The sequence below is a fragment of the Ramlibacter sp. genome (genome assembly GCA_019635435.1).
Lineage (GTDB): Bacteria > Pseudomonadota > Gammaproteobacteria > Burkholderiales > Burkholderiaceae_C > JAHBZM01.
On sequence record JAHBZM010000001.1, the window covers coordinates 1,179,045 to 1,198,420 of the forward strand.

14 protein-coding genes are annotated in these 19,376 nt (G+C 66.5%); 9 read left to right on the forward strand and 5 right to left on the reverse strand.

Going from position 1 to position 19,376, the window contains the following annotated elements:
* Nucleotides 1-4 precede the first annotated feature (4 nt).
* From KF796_05605 to KF796_05615, 3 genes are all read left to right on the forward strand, one after another.
* Nucleotides 5-1,813: a cation acetate symporter gene (locus tag KF796_05605; GenBank protein ID MBX3586097.1), complete on the forward strand. Its 1,809-nt coding sequence runs from the start codon at nucleotides 5-7 to the stop codon at nucleotides 1,811-1,813.
* A gap of 149 nt (nucleotides 1,814-1,962) precedes the next feature.
* Nucleotides 1,963-2,316: a hypothetical protein gene (locus KF796_05610; protein ID MBX3586098.1), complete on the forward strand. Its 354-nt coding sequence runs from the start codon at nucleotides 1,963-1,965 to the stop codon at nucleotides 2,314-2,316.
* 32 nt (nucleotides 2,317-2,348) lie between these two features.
* Complete coding sequence (locus tag KF796_05615) at nucleotides 2,349-4,505, forward strand: DNA polymerase III subunit epsilon (protein ID MBX3586099.1); 2,157 nt, start codon at nucleotides 2,349-2,351, stop codon at nucleotides 4,503-4,505.
* Nucleotides 4,506-4,521: 16 nt separating this feature from the next.
* On the opposite strand, the gene KF796_05620 is transcribed toward KF796_05615, so the two are convergent.
* On the reverse strand, nucleotides 4,522-6,348 hold the full coding sequence (locus KF796_05620; GenBank protein ID MBX3586100.1) for a CBS domain-containing protein: 1,827 nt from the start codon (nucleotides 6,346-6,348) through the stop codon (nucleotides 4,522-4,524).
* 68 nt (nucleotides 6,349-6,416) lie between these two features.
* Nucleotides 6,417-7,523 (reverse strand): ABC transporter substrate-binding protein, encoded by a 1,107-nt coding sequence (locus tag KF796_05625; GenBank protein MBX3586101.1) that lies wholly within the window; start codon nucleotides 7,521-7,523, stop codon nucleotides 6,417-6,419.
* A 149-nt stretch (nucleotides 7,524-7,672) separates the two neighbouring features.
* Here KF796_05625 and uvrA point away from each other — a divergent pair, with 149 nt between their 5' ends.
* Nucleotides 7,673-13,390, forward strand: coding sequence for an excinuclease ABC subunit UvrA (gene uvrA, locus KF796_05630; protein MBX3586102.1), 5,718 nt, complete (start codon nucleotides 7,673-7,675; stop codon nucleotides 13,388-13,390).
* A 62-nt stretch (nucleotides 13,391-13,452) separates the two neighbouring features.
* Entirely contained in the window at nucleotides 13,453-14,448 is a 996-nt protein-coding gene (locus tag KF796_05635; GenBank protein MBX3586103.1) for a histone deacetylase family protein, read from the forward strand.
* A gap of 28 nt (nucleotides 14,449-14,476) precedes the next feature.
* Here the strand turns inward: KF796_05635 and KF796_05640 are convergent, their stop codons facing one another.
* Genes KF796_05640 through KF796_05650 form a run of 3 tightly spaced genes read right to left on the reverse strand, consistent with a single transcriptional unit; the run spans nucleotide 14,477 to nucleotide 15,598 of the window.
* A complete protein-coding gene (locus KF796_05640; GenBank protein ID MBX3586104.1) occupies nucleotides 14,477-14,866 on the reverse strand; it encodes a DUF1801 domain-containing protein in 390 nt (129 codons plus the stop codon).
* 1 nt (nucleotide 14,867) lies between these two features.
* Nucleotides 14,868-15,278 carry an SRPBCC domain-containing protein gene (locus KF796_05645; protein MBX3586105.1) on the reverse strand — a complete coding sequence of 137 codons (411 nt, stop codon included), beginning with the start codon at nucleotides 15,276-15,278 and terminating at the stop codon, nucleotides 14,868-14,870.
* A complete protein-coding gene (locus tag KF796_05650) occupies nucleotides 15,275-15,598 on the reverse strand; it encodes a helix-turn-helix transcriptional regulator (protein ID MBX3586106.1) in 324 nt (107 codons plus the stop codon). Before KF796_05650 ends, KF796_05645 begins: the two co-directional genes overlap by 4 nt.
* 107 nt (nucleotides 15,599-15,705) lie before the next feature.
* On the opposite strand from KF796_05650, the gene KF796_05655 reads away from it, so the two are divergent.
* From KF796_05655 to KF796_05670, 4 genes are read left to right on the forward strand one after another with little or no spacing between them, the layout of a single operon-like run.
* Nucleotides 15,706-16,341, forward strand: a complete 636-nt coding sequence (locus tag KF796_05655) for a TetR/AcrR family transcriptional regulator (protein MBX3586107.1) — start codon at nucleotides 15,706-15,708, stop codon at nucleotides 16,339-16,341.
* Between the two features lie 19 nt (nucleotides 16,342-16,360).
* Nucleotides 16,361-17,320 (forward strand): HlyD family efflux transporter periplasmic adaptor subunit, encoded by a 960-nt coding sequence (locus tag KF796_05660; GenBank protein ID MBX3586108.1) that lies wholly within the window; start codon nucleotides 16,361-16,363, stop codon nucleotides 17,318-17,320.
* Entirely contained in the window at nucleotides 17,313-18,236 is a 924-nt protein-coding gene (locus KF796_05665) for an ABC transporter ATP-binding protein (protein ID MBX3586109.1), read from the forward strand. Before KF796_05660 ends, KF796_05665 begins: the two co-directional genes overlap by 8 nt.
* Complete coding sequence (locus KF796_05670; protein ID MBX3586110.1) at nucleotides 18,214-19,368, forward strand: ABC transporter permease; 1,155 nt, start codon at nucleotides 18,214-18,216, stop codon at nucleotides 19,366-19,368. Before KF796_05665 ends, KF796_05670 begins: the two co-directional genes overlap by 23 nt.
* Nucleotides 19,369-19,376 lie beyond the last annotated feature (8 nt).

Consider the following 19,376-nt stretch of genomic DNA (forward strand, 5'->3'; position numbering starts at 1 on the left):
CAACATGGATCTCCAAACAACCACCTATCTAGTTGTCGGTCTGAGCTTCGCGCTCTACATCGGCATCGCGGTCTGGGCGCGTGCCAGTTCCACCAGCGAGTTCTACGCCGCAGGCGGCAGTGTCCATCCCGTGATGAACGGCATGGCCACGGCGGCCGACTGGATGAGCGCGGCGTCGTTCATTTCGATGGCCGGCCTGATCTCCAACATGGGCTACGGCGGCGCGCTGTTCCTCATGGGCTGGACGGGCGGCTACGTGCTGCTGGCGATGCTGCTGGCGCCCTACCTGCGCAAGTTCGGCAAGTTCACCGTGCCCCAGTTCATTGGCGACCGCTTCTACTCGAAGTCCGCCAGTACCGTGGCCGTGCTGTGCCTGCTGGTCGCCTCCATCACCTACATCATCGGGCAGATGACGGGTGTGGGCATCGCGTTCTCGCGCTTCCTGGGCGTCTCGGCCAGCACCGGCATCTATGTCGGCATGGCCATTGTGTTTGCCTACGCCGTGTTCGGCGGCATGAAGGGCATTACCTACACGCAGGTGGCGCAGTACATCGTGCTGATCCTGGCCTACACCATCCCGGCCATCTTCATCTCGCTGCAACTCACGGGCAACCCGCTGCCGCAGCTGGGTCTGGGCTCCAACCTCGTGGGGCATGACGTCTCGCTGCTGGCCAAGCTGGACCAGGTGGTGACCGATCTTGGTTTCGGCAAGTACACCACGGCGCTGCCGGGCAGCAAGCTCAACATGTTCATGTACACCCTGTCGCTGATGATCGGTACCGCCGGTCTGCCGCACGTGATCATGCGATTCTTCACGGTGCCCTCGGTCAAGGACGCACGTTCCTCGGCTGGCTGGGCATTGGTCTTCATCGCGATCCTGTACACCACGGCCCCTGCCGTGGGCGCCATGGCCAAGATGAACCTGATCCGTACCGTGACGCCGGGCGTCGTGATGAAGGACACCGATGCCTTTGCCAAGGAAGCCGCGCTCGAGTACGAAAAGCGTCCTGACTGGATGAAGCGCTGGGAAAAGACCGGCCTGCTGAAGTTCACCGACAAGAACGGTGATGGCCGCATCCAGTACTACAACGACAAGACCAAGGACGCCGCAGTGCTCAAGAAGGCGGGCGATGCCGGCTGGAAGGGCAACGAGCTCGAAGTCAATGCCGACATCATTGTGCTGGCCAACCCCGAAATTGCGCTGCTGCCTGACTGGGTGATCGCGCTGGTGGCTGCGGGCGGCCTGGCTGCCGCGCTGTCAACCGCGGCCGGCTTGCTCATGGCCATTTCCTCGGCGGTGTCGCATGACCTCGTCAAGGGGGTCTTCAACCCGAACATCTCGGAGAAGGGCGAACTCATGGCAGGCAAGGTGGCCATGGCCATCGCCATCGTGATCTCGGGCTGGCTGGGGCTGAATCCACCAGGGTTCGCGGCGGGTACGGTGGCGCTGGCATTCGGTATTGCCGCCAGCTCGCTGTTCCCCGCGATCATGATGGGTATCTTCAGCAAGAAGATGAACAAGGAAGGCGCCATGGCCGGCATGCTGGCAGGCCTGTTCGTCACGCTGTTCTACGTGTTCGCGCACAAGGGCCTGTTCTTCATCAAGGGCACGGACTACCTGGGCCTGATCGGCGGCGCCAACAGCTTCTTCGGCATCACGCCGGAAGCCTTTGGTGCGGTCGGCGCCATGGTGAACTTTGCCGTGGCCTTCCTGGTCGACAAGGTCACCAAGGAGCCGCCGGCGCATATCCAGGCCATGGTGGAAGCCGTGCGGGTGCCGCGTGGTTCCAAGCTGGTTGATGGTGCGCACTGAGGCGCATGCTCGCTGGCTGAAACTGTTTCCTGCCCGTTGATCCGGGCAGGGGCGAAAATGGAGGCCCTGTCGGCTGTATGCTGACAGGGCCTTTTTTCTGAAAGCTCTCCGTCGGCGTGTATGGCGTTGCCGGATGATGGGAGCCCTGCATGGTTTTTGATGTCAATGTTGCCCTGACGTGGATACTTTTCCTGGCGCTGTTCCCCATGGCGTTTTTCTGGTTGCGCCGGGTCTGGCGCATCCTCATCAAGCGCGATTTTTCCGAGGTGGCGCTCAAGCGGGGCGTATCCCCGCCCGATCCCGAGAAATTCGCGCCATATGAAATGGCGATCAATCTTGTGGCGGGTGTGGTGGCCGCGGTGGTGATCGTGGCGGTCCTGCTCGGGCACCTGGATTACAACGCATGGACGGCGATTGCCGGCACCACCATCTGGTGCAAGTTCTTTGCGAGTTTTGCGCTGTCGCGGCATGCGCATGTGGCCGCATCCCGCCCACGGACCTGAGCGCGCCTGCCGTGGCGCCCTGAGCCGCTGCCATGAAGAAATCCACCCGCGTCCTGTGGCTGGCAACAGCCGCTGTCGGGGCGCTGCTGGCCCTGTGGCTGGCCTTCGATGTGGCGCTGGTTGGCTCGACCCTGACGCCGCCACAGCAGCAGGCCATGCTGGCGCTCCTGGGGCCGCGTGCCGTCCTGCTGGTCATGAGCTGGGTCTTCGCCGTGGCGGGTGCCGCCGCGCTGCTTCACTGGCTGGTGCAGCGCCATGTGGTTGCTCCGGGACGCCTGCTCGAGCGGGCGCAGGTGTTGCTGACCAGCGGCGCGGATCAAGTGCCCGGCCCTGGCGCGGCCGGTCCGGCGCCGCTGGCGGCGCTGGAGTCCGTGGTCCTGGAGCTTGCGCGCCAGCGTGACGCGCTGCGTGATGACGTGGCGCGCGAGGTGGCACGCGGGACCCGTGAATTGCAGGAGGAGCGAAACCAGCTCAGCGCGCTGGTCTCCGAGTTGAGCGAAGGTGTGCTGGTGTGCAACCTCGACGGAGACATCGTGCTGTACAACGCCCGGGCCCGGCTGTTGTGCCGGGCGCTTCCGCCATCGAAGGGGCCGGCGGATGGCAGTGAGCTTGTTGGCATCGGCAGGCCGATCCATGACATATTCAGGCGCGAACTGGTTGAGCATGCGCTCGACGACGTTCGTCGGCGCCTCGCGCGGGGCGCGGTGAGCCCCACGGCCCAGTTCGTGACGTTCACCCGGGGTGGGCAGCTGCTGCGCGTGCAGGTTGCGCCGGTTCGCCCGGCCGTGCCGGGTGCCACCGAATCCACCCTGCAGGGCTTTGTGCTGACGCTGGCCAATCTCGCGCGAGCCCATGACGATGCCGCGCGGCAAGACCAGCAGTTGCAGATGCTCCATCAGGGGCTGCGGTCTTCATTGGAGGGATTGGGCGCCGCCACCCGCCGGCTGGAGGAAACCCTGGTTCCCGCTCAGGCGCAGGTACAAGCCCTGGCACAGGTGCGAGCCCATGTGCTGGACATGGAGACGCGGCTGGCGGCGCTGGCGCGCCAGGCGACGGCGGCCGAGCAGACGCGCTGGCCTCTGGAGGACATGCTGGGCTCGGATCTGCTGGAGGCAGCGCAGACCAGGGTCCAGTCCCAGTGCGGCCGGCCGGTGGTGGCCGCGCCGCCTGAAGAGGCGATCTGGCTGAGGGCCGACAGTTTTTCACTGTTGCAGGCGCTGAGCCACCTCGCGCGCCGGCTGGTGAACGAGTTTGATGTGAAATTCCTGACCCTGAGGCTGACCCGCTCCCAGGGAAGGGCTTGTCTGGACCTGGCCTGGTCAGGGCATGCGGTCAGCACCGAGACCACGATGGCGTGGGAGATGGACGCGATGGATCTGAGCGGGGAGGTGACCTCGCTCAGCGTGCGTGACGTGGTGGCCCGGCACGGCAGCGAGCTGGGCTTTGAACGCGATCGGGCCAGACACGAAGCCTGCTTTCGCTGGCTTCTGCCGCTGTCGGGGCTGTCCGAGCCCCATGCCGAAGAGCTCCAGCCTGAAGACCATGACTTTGGGCTGTTTGCGCCGGCATCGAACGCCTTGCCGCGGGACCAGCAGCCACTGGCCGCGCTGACCTGCACCGTGTTCGACACCGAGACCACGGGGCTCAGCCCCGCGGACGGAGATGAGGTGGTTCAACTTGGCGCCGTGCGCATCGTGAACGGCAAGCTGCGGGTCAATGAACACTTCGACCAGCTGGTGAATCCCGGACGGCCCATTCCCGAGGCTGCGGTGCGGATTCACGGCATTACCAGTGACATGGTGGCGGGCCAGCCGCGTTTTGCGCAGGTGCTACCCGCGTTTCATGCCTTCGCGCGTGACACCGTGCTGGTCGCCCACAACGCGGCGTTTGACATGAAGCTGCTGCAACTGCAGGAAGAGGCGACCGGCCTGAGCTTCCGGCAGCCGGTGCTTGACACCTTGCTGCTGTCAGCGGTCGCGCAGCCCCATCAGGCGTCGCACTCGCTGGACGCCATTGCAGACCGTCTCGGCATTGCCGTGCGGGACCGCCACAGCGCCCTCGGGGATGCGCTGACGACCGCCGAGATCTTTCTGCGCCTGATCCCCTTGCTGGCGGCGCGAGGCATCCACACGCTCGGGCAAGCCGAAGCCGCGTCACGGCGTACCCGGTATGCCCGCGTCACCTACTAGGGTCGCCCTCTGCCCCCTAAAAGCGACCGGACTGGTAGCGCTGCGCAAGAACTTCCTGCAGCGTCTGGACCACTGCAAACGCGTTCTTGAGGTGACTGCGCTCGAAGTTGGAGAGTTCTTCCAGTGCGAGAAAGTTGTCGGGCTTCTGTCCCTGGCCGGTCTGCCGTGCCTGATGGGTGATTCGCATCTTGCACAGGAACTCGAGAGCCTCACGCAGGTCACGGGCACCGGCTTCGCTGATTTCCCCCGCGTGGGCGGCCCGTTCCAGCCGGTCGTGCGTGTTGACCGCGGGCAAGGCCCCGGCCAGCGCGTAGACGCGGGCCAGATCAACGATGGGAACAATGCCGTTGTGCTTCAGGTCGATCGTTCCCGGCCCATGGCCCTGGCGGGTGAGTGAAATGCCGCCGAAGAGCCCCAGCGGCGGCCGGTGCTTCAGGGCGTTGCCCACCATGTGAGCCAGGAAGAGGCTGTTGCCACGGGTGCGCGCGAGCACGCCGTCGCGCAGGCCGTCCAGCAGGTCCGCGCGGCCGTGAATGAGGCGAAGGTCGAAGAACACGCAGGTCAGCATCAAGGCCTTGGGATCGGGCTCGTCGATCCACTGGCGGAAGTACTGCGCCCAGCGGCGTTGCGGCTGCCGCCAGGTGTCGGTCATGGCCATCATTTCGCCGGGGCAGTGGATGTAGCCGCAAGCGTCGAGTCCGTCACAGACCCAGCGCGAGAACGCGCGAAACCAGGCGCCATGCCAGGCCTCGTCGTAGGCGTTGTCCAGGATCAGGCAGTTGTCCTGGTCCGACCGTGCAGCCTGTTCGTTGCGGGCTTGCGAGCCAGCGGCGACCCAGGCATAGCCGACGGGCGCTGGCCCGAGCTCGGCCTCGGCCAGTTCGATCAGGCGAAGGGTCAGGGCATCGGTGATCGACGTCACGATGTGCCCGGTGCTGTAGGCGCTCGCGTCGGCGGCGGCCAGGTCCCGCTGAAGGTGCGGCACCCGCGCGGTGATGCGCGCCAGGTCCTGCACTGAATCCTGCCGGTCGATCTCGCGGGCCAGGTGAACAGCCGAGGTGTTGTACTGCTGCGTCAGGTCCGTCGCCGTGATCATGCCGATCACCTGCCCCTGATCCATCAGGGGCACATGGTGGATGTTGTGGCGAGCCATCAACAGCAGGGCCTCGAAGGCCGGGCTGTCGGCCTGCGCGACCCGGGGCGCGGGCGTGGCGATATCGGCCACCGGCCGGGCACTGTCCAGGCCCTGCGCCACGACCCGGTTGCGCAGGTCGCGGTCCGTGATCAGTCCGACCAGCCGGCCCTCGGCGAGCAGGAGCACGGACGACACCTGTTCGTCGCGCATGCGTTCACTCGCCTCGCGGATCGAGGCATCGGGGTGCACCGAAACAGGCGTGCGACGGATCCAGTTGCGAAGCGGTGTTCCCAGCCAGCCCTGGACCGATGGGGACGCGGCGGCTGGGTTCGGCACGGGGGCCAGGGGCGGCGCAACCGAGGGGAAAAAGTAGGCCATGGCGCGGTGGGTCTGGCACAGTGCCTTCACGGCTTCGGGTGCCAGATGCGCCACCACGCAGTCGTCACTGGCCCGTGCTTCCCAGGTGGTCAGCGGCGTGGCGGGTGTCGCACCGAATCCGAACAGGCTGCCGGCGCGTAGCGTGACCGCCAGATCCAGATCAGGGTCGCGCAGCGTGACCGCGCCCGACAGCAGCCAAAGGGTCACGGCCCCAAGCTGGCCTTGCGGGACCACTGTTTGCCCTGCAGCAACCTGATGGAGGCTGGCGCTGGCCGCCAGTGCGCCGCGCGCTGCCGCGTCCAGGTGGCCCAGCACCGGATGGTCCTCCATCCGTTCGACAAGGGCGGTGGCGTCGCGCACGCTGTCAGGATGCACGGGGCCGCTCCGCGCCCTGGCGCCTAGCGGCGGAACTTGCCGCTGATGCCGATGATGGACAGGTCGGCGAAGTCCAGGCCCGTGTGGTCGGTCGAGGTGTAGTTGACCTCGAGCCCGCCCAGGTCGAATTTCCGGAAGGTTTCCAGTGCGGTGATGAGCTTTTCGCGGGTCGGTTTGGGCCCGGCCCGGCGCAGGCCTTCAACCAGCACCTTGGCCGCCGCGAAACCTTCGAGCATCGCGGGGCTGATGTCGGGCATGTCACGGGACTTGGCGAGTTCCTGCGCTTCCTTGACCATGGGATAGGCGATGGAGCGTTCATAGGGGTAGACCTGGGTCACGATCACCCCGCGGCTGTTTTCGCCCAGATCATGGATAAAGCCGCTGGAGGCATTGTTGGACAGCGTCACGATCTGCGCGGAAGAGCCGGCCGCGCGCAGCGCCGCGACTCCGTTGGAGACCGCCTTGCCCGAGGCGATCCAGAGAATGGACTGGACATCGGCCTTGACCAGCTCCGGAACGATCTTGGTGTAGTCGGGCTTGGCGCGGTCCGCTGGCAGGATCGTTGCGGGCTTGAGTTTGGCGGCCGTGAAGCCCTTTTGCGCGCCTTCGACGCCGTCCTTGCCAAAGGAGTCATCCGCATAGACGACGCCAATGCGTGTGATGCCGATGGAGGTGAGGTAGGTAATGGCCTTCTCGGCCTCACGCTGGTAGGTGGCGCGCACGTTGAAAACATGGCGGTTGACTGGCTGGTGCATGACCATGGCCCCGGTTGACGGGCCAATCAGCGGGATGTTGTTTTTTTCCAGCAGGGGAAAAAGCGCCTGGCTGTGCGGCGTGCCGCGGGTGAGGAACATCGCGAGCACGTTGCGTTCTTCAATGAGTTTTTGCCCGTTGACGGCTGCAAGTTTTGGATCGAACTTGTCATCCAGCGAGATCAATTCAATCTTTTGCCCGTTGACGCCGCCCTTGGCATTGACCGAATCAATGTATAGCTTGGCGCCATCGGTGGTTTCCTTCACCCCCGCGGCCACCGGCCCGCTGAAGCCCGCCGTCTGCCCGATCAGGAGTTGCGCCTGGGCGCCTCCGACGAACAGGGCCAGCAAGCATGTTGCCCAGACAGTTTTTGTCATGAGTGTCTCCTGATGTTATCGAACCAGTGTAGTTTCATTGTGGGAGCATTGCACTGTGGAAATTACTGTATCCGGCGGAAAACCATATGCAATGCTGGAGTTGGTGCCTTCCCTAGAATCTTTGACCTCACGCATATGAAAGTGTCGGTATGACCCAGGGACTGATCCGCATCCGCGGCGCTCGGCAGCACAACCTCAAGAACCTAGACCTGGACATTCATACCGGAGAGTTCACGGTCGTGACCGGGCCCAGCGGGTCCGGCAAATCGAGTCTGGTGTTTGACACGCTCTACGCCGAGGGCCAGAGGCGCTACGTGGAAACCTTTTCGGCCTATGCGCGCCAGTTCCTGGACCGCATGGACAAGCCGGCGGTGGACCGGGTGGAAGGTGTGCCGCCGGCCATTGCGATCGACCAGACCAACCCGGTGCGCTCCTCCCGCTCCACGGTGGGCACGATGACCGAGCTGAACGACCACCTCAAGTTGCTGTTTGCGCGCGCGGGCCAGTTGTTTGACCGGCAGACCGCGCGGCCCGTGCGCCACGATACCCCTGAAACAATTTACAGCCAGTTGCAATTTCGGGCCGCCGGAACGGACCCCCGGCTGGTGGTGACCTTTCCCGTGGAACTGCCGGCCAACACCACATCGGTGGAAGTCGAGCAATGGCTGGCTGCCAGCGGTTTTACCCGGGTGCAGGCCGAGCGCGAGGTCGCCACCCCCACGGGGCCGCGCAAGGTGCTCGACGTGGTGGCGGATCGCTTCCGGCTGCAGGGTACCGAAAAGGCCCGTGTGGTCGAGGCCATTGAAGTGGCGCTCAAGCGTGGCAGCGGCCGCATGGCTGTGTACGCCGCCGACGGTGATGCCGAGGCGGATGTATGGAAATTTTCCACCGGCCTGCATTGCCCGGAAAGTGACCTGCGCTACAGCGACCCGATTCCTTCGATGTTTTCCTTCAATTCGGCTGTGGGCGCCTGCGAGGCCTGCCGCGGGTTTGGCCGTGTGATCGGGGTGGATTACGGCCTGGTCATCCCCAATGACAAGCTCACGCTGCGTGCGGGGGCCATCAAGACCATCCAGACCCCGGCCTGGTCCGAAGCCCAGGACGACCTGATGCGCCACGCGGAGGCCGCCGGCATCCCGCGTGACACGCCCTGGTACAAGCTCACGCCCGAGCAGCAGGGCTGGGTGATCAACGGGACGCCGGGCTACAAGGAGGGCAACTGGAGCAAGCAGTGGTACGGCATCAAGCGCTTCTTCGAATACCTCGAGAGCAAGGCTTACAAGATGCATATCCGGGTCCTGCTGTCCAAGTACCGCAGCTACACCCCGTGCGAAACCTGCGGTGGCGCGCGCCTCAAGACCGACTCTCTGCTCTGGCGAATTGGCAACAAGGAGGATGCCGACGCGGCGCTGGAGCCCGGACGACGCTTCATGCCCGTGGGCGTGCAATGGAGCCGGGCCCAGCTCGAGGCGCTGCCGGGCCTGAGCCTGCATGACCTGATGCTCATGCCCATTGACCGTTTGCGCCGGTTCTTCGACCGGGTGGAGCCGCAGGCCGAGTCGCAGGCCAGCGACGGCGAACTGCAGGCGCTCAAGCTGCTGTTCGAGGAAATCAACACCCGCTTGCGTTATCTCTGCGATGTGGGCATTGGCTACCTCACGCTGGACCGGCAAAGCCGCACCCTGTCGGGCGGCGAAGTCCAGCGCATCAACCTCACCACGGCGCTGGGAACCTCGCTGGTCAATACCCTGTTTGTGCTGGACGAGCCCAGCATCGGCCTGCACCCGCGTGACATGAACCGCATCACCGAGGCCATGAAGCGCCTGCGCGACGCGGGCAACACGCTGGTGGTGGTCGAGCACGACCCGGCGGTGATGCTGGCCGCGGACCGCATGATTGACATGGGGCCGGGGCCTGGTGAGCGTGGCGGCGAGATCGTGTTTGATGGCACGCCAGAAGAGCTCAAGCGCGCCGACACGCTCACGGGGGCCTACCTCGGTGCCCGCAAGCAGGTCGGCATGGGCTTCAAGCGCGCGGTGACCGATCACACGCCGCGGCTGATCCTCGAGGGCGCGCGTGAGCACAACCTGAAAAACGTGTCGGTGGAGTTCCCCCTGCAGCGCATGGTGTGCGTGACCGGTGTCAGCGGTTCGGGCAAGTCCAGCCTGATCCAGGACGTGCTGGCGCCGGCCCTCACACGTCACTTCGGCAAGGCCACCGAAACCCCTGGCCTGCATGACCGCCTGCTGGGCGCCGACCATCTGAGCGACGTCGTGTTCGTGGACCAGTCGCCCATTGGCAAGACCGCGCGTTCCAACCCGGTCAGCTATGTGGGGGCCTGGGATGCGATCCGCGAGATTTTTGCCACCGCGCCGCTCGCGCGCCAGCGCAGCTACACCGCGTCCAAGTTCAGCTTCAACAGCGGTGACGGCCGCTGTGCCACCTGTGGCGGCTCGGGGTTCGAGCATGTGGAAATGCAGTTCCTCAGTGATGTGTACCTGCGCTGCCCTGATTGCGACGGCAAGCGCTACCGGCCCGAGATTCTTGAAGTCCAGGTTGAACGCCAGGCGGTCGGCATGCTGACGCCGCGACGGATGAACGTCGCGGATGTACTGGACCTCACGGTCAGCGAGGCCGCTGCCCTGTTTGCCCACGACCGCGAGGTCATCCGCGCATTGCAGCCCATCGTGGATGTGGGGCTCGAGTATGTGAAGCTGGGCCAGCCAGTGCCCACCCTGTCGGGGGGGGAATCGCAGCGGCTCAAGCTCGCGGGCTTCCTCGCGGGCGCCGCCAAGGCGGCCACCAGCAGCCGGCAGGCCACCGCCACCAAAGGCACGCTGTTCCTGTTTGACGAGCCCACCACGGGCCTTCACTTTGACGACATCGCCAAGCTCATGCGCGCGCTGCGCAAGCTGATCGACGGTGGCAATTCGCTGATCGTGATCGAACACAACCTGGATGTGATCCGCGCTTCCGACTGGCTGATCGACCTGGGCCCCGAGGGGGGGGATGCCGGGGGTCTCGTGGTGGCCGAAGGCACGCCCGAGGAGGTGCGGCTGCATGCCACCTCCCACACCGGGCAGGCGCTGCGCGAGTATGACCGCGCCATGGGGTTGGGCGCGCATGCCGTGGGCGAAAAGGAATCGCCGTTCGCCCTGAGCCTGTCGAAGGGCTCGCAAAGGCTTCGACGAGCCCAGCCCGAACGGGTCAATGCCATCCAGATCGTCAACGCCAAGGAGCACAACCTCAAGAGCCTGTCGGTCAACATTCCCCACGGCAAGTTCAGCGTGGTCACGGGCGTGTCGGGCTCGGGCAAGTCCACGCTGGCCTTTGACATCCTGTTCAATGAAGGCCAGCGCCGCTACCTTGAGAGCCTGAACGCCTACGCGCGCAGCATCGTTCAGCCAGCCGGCCGCCCCGAAGTGGACGCTGTCTACGGCATCCCGCCCACGGTGGCCATAGAGCAACGGCTGTCGCGCGGCGGGCGCAAGAGCACGGTCGGCACGACCACTGAGGTCTGGCATTTCCTGCGGCTGTTGTATGTCAAGCTGGGCATCCAGCACTGTGTCAAGGATGGCGCCGAGGTGCGGCCGCAGACGCCCGACAGCATCGCGGCGCAGCTGCTCAAGCGCTTTCGCGGCCAGCACATCGGCCTGCTGGCGCCGCTGGTGGTCAACCGCAAGGGGGTCTACACCGAGCTGGCGGACTGGGCCCGCCCACGCGGCTACACGCATTTGCGGGTGGACGGCAATTTCCTGCCGACCACCGGCTTTCCGCGGATCGACCGCTTCAAGGAGCACACCATTGAGCTGCCGGTGGCCGACATCCTGGTCAGCCCGGCCAGCGAGGCAGCGCTGCGCGCGCACCTGGCCACGGCGCTGGAGCACGGCAAGGGCGTGGTGCATGTGCTGGCACCGCTGGATGGCCTGCGCGCCGCGATGGTCGCGGGCGTGTCCACCGCCGGCATCGGGACCGTGGAAGTGTTTTCCACCAAACGTGCCTGCCCGGTCTGCAGCACGAGTTACGCCGAGCTTGATCCCCGCCTGTTTTCCTACAACAGCAAGCACGGCTGGTGCCCCGAATGCGTGGGCACCGGCGTGCGCCTGACCCGCGAGCAGCGCAAGGCATTTGATGACACGCTGCGCGACGACGACACCAAGGGCCGTGAACAGACATTCGCCGAACCCGAGGTGGAAGACGTGGCCGACGAGGCCTGCCCGGCCTGCCAGGGCACGCGGCTGAACCTGCAGGCGCGGTCGGTGAAGTTTGCCCAGGTCGGCATTGCCGACACCGCGCGCCTGTCGGTGCGCGATGTACGGCTCTGGGTCGAAGGCCTGCAGCTTGAAGGGGCCATGAGCGTGCGCGAAACCGGCATCGCGCGCGACCTGGTGCCCGAGATCCGCGGCCGGCTGGAGTTTCTCGAGGAGGTCGGCCTGGGCTACCTCACGCTGGACCGTGGCGCCCCCACGCTCAGTGGCGGCGAAGCCCAGCGCATCCGGCTGGCGGCCCAGCTGGGCAGCAACCTGCAAGGCGTGTGCTACGTGCTTGACGAGCCCACCATCGGGCTGCATGCGCGCGACAACCAGATCCTGCTCAATGCGCTGCACAAGCTGGGCGACAAGGGCAACACGCTGGTGGTGGTGGAACATGATGAAGACACCATCCGCCGCGCCGACCACATCATCGACATCGGGCCGAGCGCCGGCAAGCGCGGTGGGCGGCTGGTGGCCCAGGGGTCGGTGGCCGACCTGTCCGGCACGGCGGACTCGGTGACTGGCCGTTACCTTCTGCACGCCATCAGGCACCCGCTCCAGCCGCGCCGTCCACTCACCGGTGAACTGCAGAAAATCAGGGTCAAGGGGGCCAGCCTGCACAACCTCGCGCGCGTCAACGTCATGGTGCCGCTCAAGCGGCTGGTGGCCGTGACCGGCGTTTCCGGCTCGGGCAAGTCCACGCTCGCGCGCGACGTGCTCCTGGCCAATGTTCAGGCCGCCGTGGGTCGCAAGACGCCTCCCGCCTGGACGGGTTGCGATTCGGTCGAGGGCTGGCAGGCCGTTGACCGCGTGCTCGAGGTTGACCAGACGCCGATTGGAAAAACGCCGCGCAGCTGCCCCGCTACCTACATCGGTTTCTGGGACACCGTCCGCAAGCTGTTCGCTGACACGCTGGAAGCCCGCGCCCGGGGCTACGGCCCGGGGCGGTTCAGCTTCAATACCGGCGAGGGCCGGTGCCCGGCCTGCGAGGGCCAGGGCGTGCGGACCATCGGCATGAGTTTCCTGCCGGACGTGAAGGTGCCCTGCGAGGTTTGCCACGGCGCCCGCTTCAATCCCGAGACGCTCGCCGTGACCTGGCGCGGCAAGAGCATTGGCGACGTGCTGCAGATGGAAGTCGACGAGGCGGTGGAGTTCTTTGCCGCCATGCCCCACATCAGCCACCCGCTGCAATTGCTCAAGGACGTGGGACTGGGCTACCTCACGCTGGGCCAGCCGTCTCCCACGCTCAGCGGGGGCGAGGCGCAACGCATCAAGCTCGTGACGGAGCTGAGCAAGGTGCGCGACGACGTGACGCGCCGCGGCCAGAAACCGCCGCACACGCTGTATGTGCTCGATGAACCCACCGTGGGCCTGCACATGGCCGATGTGGAAAAGCTCATCCGCGTGCTGCACCGCCTGGTCGATGGTGGCCACAGCGTGGTGGTGATCGAGCACGACCTGGACGTGATCGCCGAAGCCGACTGGGTCATTGATCTGGGCCCCGAAGGCGGCGATGCCGGTGGCCGCGTGGTCGCGGCCGACACGCCCGAGCAGGTGGTGAAGCTGGGCACCCATACCGGCAAGGCCCTGGCGCCCGTGCTGGCGCGCACCTGACGGGGACCGGTTTGAAAACCTTCTACAACGACCAGCAGGCCCTGCATCACGGCAAGGTCGAGATGTTCCGTGGCGAATTGGTGCCGTGCTTCGAGGTGCCTGCGCGGGCCGACTTCGTGCTCGCCGAATGGCGCACCCGGGGGTTGGGCCCGGTTGAAGCGCCACCCGCCGTGGCCGACGATGTGATCACGCGGGTTCACGCCCGGCGCTATGTGGACTTCCTCGCGGGAGCCTGGGACGAATGGGTGGCGCTGGATCCGGCCAACGCGGGGCGGGATGCCCTGCCGTCGTACTGGCCCATCCGCACTTTCCGCTCCGATGTGCTCCCGCAGAGCTTTGCCGCGCGCATGGGCCTGTTCTCGTACGATGCCGGCAGCCCGCTGACGTCAGGCACCTGGGCGGCGGCGCGGCAGGGCGCGGCCTGCGCCTGGGGCGCAGCGCAAGCCTTGGTCGCAGGTGAGCGTGCGGCCTTCGCCCTGACCCGCCCGCCTGGTCACCATGCGGGCGCTGACTTCTTTGGCGGCTATTGTTTTCTCAACAACGCCGCCATCGCAGCCCAGGCCCTGCGTGATGCGGGTCATGCCAAGGTGGCCGTGCTCGATGTCGATTACCACCATGGCAACGGTACCCAAGCCATCTTTTATGACCGGGCCGATGTGCTGGTGGCCAGCGTCCATGGTGACCCGCACACCGAGTACCCGTATTACCTGGGCTATGCGGACGAACGTGGCGAGGGCGCGGGCCTGGGCTGCAACCTGAACCTGCCCTTGCCGCGCGGCAGCGGCTTCAGCACCTGGCGCGAGGCCCTGTCGCTGGCGCTGCAGGCGGTGGCTGCATTCGGCGCGGACGCGCTCGTGGTGTCGTTGGGGCTGGACACCTTTGAGGGCGATCCGATTTCCGGTTTCAGGCTGCAAAGCGACGACTACCTGCGCGTGGGTGAAGACCTGGCGCGGGCCGGGTTGCCGACGGCATTTGTGTTTGAGGGGGGCTACGCCGTGGCCGAGGTGGGCGTCAATGCGGTCAATGTGCTGCAGGGGTTTGAGCAGGCCGCGGCCTGATGTTCAGAACGTGAGGGGGTCCCGGCCGTCAAGCGGATGGCTTGTTCAAGGCGGCGGCCGCCTTGATCAGGGCCTTCAGGGCCTTCCCGTCAAGGGTGTCCCCCTCGCGGATGTCGATGGCACGCCGGACATGGCCGTCGAGGCTGGAGTTGAACAACCCGGATGGGTCCGGGAGTGACGCGCCCTTGGGGAAGGTCAGCTTCACGGCACTCTTGTAGGCTTCTCCGGTGCAGAGGATTCCGTTGAGGGACCACACCGGCACGCTCCATTTCCACTCCTCCGTGACCTCAGGGACAGCTTTTTTGATGAGGGCGCGGACCTGAGCGAGCGCCTGGCCCCTCCAGCCCGCGAGCTCATGGATTCGCGCGTCAATCAGTTGGGAAGGGGTTTCGCCGGGGCTCGCTGCATTCTTTTTCATGTCAGTCCTCCCGCGCCAGGAGCAGCTCCAGGTTGCCCAGGAATTTCTGCCAGCCATACGCGGCACCCTGGTAGGCCTGTTGCTGGTCCGGCCGGAAACCCGACTGTTCCATGCGCAGACGGGTTCCCGTGCCTGCCGGGGTGAGCGTCCAGGTGACGACGCTTTCCAGACCCATGGCAGCCCAGGTGTAAGACAGCGTGCGGTTCGGCTCGAGGGCCACCACCTGGCAATCGACGCTGCCCCAGTCTCCATGAAGACCGAAACGCTGGCCCACCACGGGGGCGAAGTCGTTCTTCATCAACCACGCCTCGATCAGGTAGGGCTGGGTCAGCGCGCGCCAGATCTTTTCTGGCGGGAAGGGAATCTCGCGCTCGACAACAACGCTGAGCGTTTCGGTGCTGGCAGAGGTCATTGGTCCATCCTTTTCAAAAGTGATTCAAGTTCATCGAACCGTTCATTCCAGAAGGCGCCATAGAGGTTGACCCAGTCGCGCAGCGGCTTGAGCGCTTTGGGCTGCGCGCTGTAGTGGGTCTCGCGCCCATCGCGCCGGTCGTTCACCAGCCGGGCGTGCTTGAGGACCCGCAGGTGCTTGGACACCGCTGGCTGCGACACGCCCGCGAGGTCGGTCAATGCGCGCACGGTCTGCTCGCCGCCGCTGGCCAGGCGCTCGAAGATGGCCCGGCGTGTGGGATCGGCAAGGGCCTTGAAAACAGCATTGGCAACGGCTGGCATGGCTAAATCATAACTACATGGTTATATGTTTGTCAAAGCTCATCCCGGACTGTCCCGGGGACGGTCCCCCAGCTTGCCGTATTTATACGTCTGTATAAAATATCCGGATGCCCCGTACCAAGCTGTCGCCCGATCAGGGCAGCCGCGAACGCCTGATGCAGGCGGGCCTGGCCCTGGCCGAGCGCCAGGGCATCAAGGCCTTGACGGTGCGTGCCGTGGCCGCCGAAGCGGGGGCCAACCTGGGCACCTTCGTCTACCACTACCGCACACGTGAAGCGTTCATCGAGGAAATGATCGAGCGCTGGTATGCGCCAGTCATGACCCAGCTGGCCCTGGCGGCGGATGGGCAGGGCACGCCCTTGAAGGCTTTGCAGCGGGTGTTGCTGCAACTGATCTGCTGGGTGGGTGAACACCGCGAATTCCTGGCCCATGTGCTGCTCGATGCGGCGGCCGGCGAGCAGGGGGCGCGGCGCTTCCTGGGTTCGATGGACCAGCGCCATCCCGCGCTCATCCTGCAGCTGATTCACCAGGCGCAGCGCGCCCGCCAGCTGCGCATGGACGACCCGATGCACCAGATGGTGTTTTTGATGGCCAGCGCCGGTGGCCCGGTCCTGATGTTTCATCTGCTGCAGCGCAGCGGCATGGCACCGGCGGAACTCGCGGCCGCGCTGTCGGTCCTGACCCGCGACCCCGTGCACATCGAAACCCGCATCGGCTGGGCCCTCAAGGGGCTGGCACCCTGACCACGCACTGGAGACGCTCATGACACGATGGCCCCCCATGTTGCTGCCCCTGCTGGTGCTCGCCGCCTGCGGCCCGGCACCCGACGCCGGCGTGATGAGCGGCTACGTCGAGGCAGACCTCGTGTACGTGGCGTCGGGCACGGGTGGCACGCTGCGGTCGGTGGCGGTGCACCGGGGCGACCCGGTGGCCCAGGGGCAATTGCTGTATACGCTGGATGACGACGCCGAGACCCTGGCCACACAGGCCGCCCAGGCCCGCAGTGAAGGCGCGCTGGCGCAGGAGCGTGACCTGCTCAAGGGCCGGCGCCCGGTGGAGCTCGAGGCACTGGACCAGCAACTCGCACGGGCCCGCGCGACCCTGTCGGCCTCCACGGCCGCGCTGCAGCGCAACCAGCGGCTGGTCAAGGACGGCTTCATTGCGGCCATCCGTCTCGAAGAACTGGTGGCCAGCCGCGACCGAGACGCGGCTCGCGTGCGGGAACTGCAGGCCCAGCGCGAACTGGCCGCCAAGGCGGCCCGCACCGACCAGATTGCCGCCGCTGCGGCTGCCGCCAGAGCGTCGCGCGCCGACGAGGCGCAGGCCGCCTGGCGCGCCGGTCAGCGCTCACGCAGCGCGCCCGCGGCCGCGCAGGTGTTTGACGTGATGTTCCGCGCCGGGGAATGGGTCAACCCTGGCGTGCCGGTGGTGGCGCTGCTGCCGCCCGACGCGCTCAAGGTGCGTTTTTTTGTGCCCGAGGGCTCGCTGCCACGGGCCGCGCCGGGCCAGCAGGTCACGGTAAGCTGCGATGGCTGCGAGCGCGCGTTCCAGGCGCGGGTGCGCTGGGTTTCGCCGCAAGCCGAGTTCACGCCGCCCGTGATTTACAGCAACGCCAGCCGCAGCAAGCTGGTCTTCATGGTCGAGGCCGTGCCGCTCGCTGCCAGCGCGCTGCGACCGGGCCAGCCCGTCGAGGTCCGCTTCAGCGGCGCCGCGCGTGAGTGACGCACTGGCCATTGATGCGCGGGGGCTGACCAAGCGCTTCGGCGGGCGCGCCGTGGTCGATCACCTGTCGATCCAGGTGCGCCGCGGCGAAATCTGCGGCTTTCTCGGCCCCAATGGCAGCGGCAAGACCACCACCATCCGCATGCTGTGCGGCCTGCTGGACCCCGATGAGGGCGAAGGCTCCTGCCTGGGTCATGACATCCGCCATGACGCGCGCGCCATCAAGCTGCGCGTGGGCTACATGACCCAGCGCTTCGGGCTCTATGAAGACCTCACGCTCACCGAGAACCTTGACTTCGTGGCCCGGGCCTACGGCATGCCGCAGCGCGCCAGGCAGGTGCGCGCGGCGCTGGAGCGCCTGGGCCTGTGGGAGCGGCGCGGCCAGCTGGCTGGCTCGCTGTCCGGCGGCTGGAAGCAGCGGCTCGCGCTGGCGGCCTGCATGCTGCACGAGCCCGACCTGCTGCTGCTCGACGAGCCCACTGCAGGAGTGGACCCCAAGGCGCGGCGCGACTTCTGGCAGCAGATTCACGCACTGGCCGCCGATGGCCTCACCGTGCTGTTGAGCACCCACTACATGGACGAGGCCGAGCGCTGCCACCGCCTGGCCTACATTTCCTACGGCCGCCTGCTGGCCACCGGCACCGCCGAGGAGGTGATTGCGCAGGCCCGGCTTGCCACCTGGGAGCTGCGGGGTCCGGACCTGGCCGGCGCGGCCGCGCTGATCGAGAAGGACACGCGCTGGATGGTCGTGCCCTTCGGGACCTCGGTGCATGTCAGCGCGCCAGAGGGCGAGGACCTGCCCGGCTGGCTGGCCCGGCAGCCGGGCGCCGGGCAGTGGAGCGTTCACCCGATCGAGACCAGCCTTGAAGACGTCTTCATTTCACTGACCGAACATGCCCAGGACAACTTCCGCTGACCGGCCCGGCCTGTCCTGGGGCCGCATCCTGGCCGTGCTGGTCAAAGAGCTGATCCAGCTGCGCCGCGACCGGCTGACCTTTGCCATGATGATCGGCGTGCCGATCCTGCAGCTGCTGCTGTTCGGCTATGCCATCAACGGTGACCCGCGCCACCTGCCGGCCGTGGTGGTGGCCACCGACGCGGGCCCGCTGGTGCGCTCGGTGGTGCGCGCGGCAGAGAACACCGGCTACATCACCATCGTGGGCACCGTGAGTGACGCGCAGGCCGAGCGGCTGATCCAGTCGGGCCAGGTCCAGTTCGCGCTGGTGTTCCCGGCTGACTTTTCGGCCCGGGTGCTGCGGGGCGAGCGGCCCGCCGTGGCGGTGTACGCCGACGCCACCGACCCGGCGGCCACCGGCTCGGCCCTGGGCGCCCTGAACCAGTTGCCCCAGGTCGCGCTGGGCCACGACCTCGTGGGGCCGCTCGCCCGCTTGCGGCCCGGTGAGGCGCCGTTTGAGTTGCGGGTCCACAAGCGCTACAACCCCGAAGGCATCACGGCCTACAACGTGGTGCCGGGCCTGATGGGCGTGATCCTCACCATGACGCTGGTGATGATGACGGCCATGGCCATGACGCGCGAGCGTGAGCGTGGCACGCTCGAGAACCTGCTGGCCACGCCGGTGCGCCCGCTGGAGATGATGGTCGGCAAGATCCTGCCGTACCTGCTGATCGGCTACGCCCAGGTGCTGATCGTGTTTGGCGCGGCGCGCCTGCTGTTTGGCGTGCCCATGGCGGGCAGCTTTGCCCTGCTGAGCGGCACCGTGCTGCTGTTCATCCTGGCCACGCTCACGGTCGGCTTTGCGTTTTCAACGCTGGCGCGCTCGCAGATGCAGTCCATGCAGATGACCATGTTCTACTTCCTGCCCAACATCCTGCTGTCGGGCTTCATGTTCCCGTTCCGCGGCATGCCCCGGTGGGCCCAGTGGATTGGCGAGGCCCTGCCGCTCACGCATTTCGTGCGCATCGTGCGCGGCATCATGCTCAAGGGGGCCGGCTGGCCCGACGTGGCCGGCGACACGGCGGCCATTGCCGCCTTCATGGTTGCGGTGGGCGTGGTGGCGATGCTGCGCTACCGCCAGACCATCGAGTAGCGCGGGGG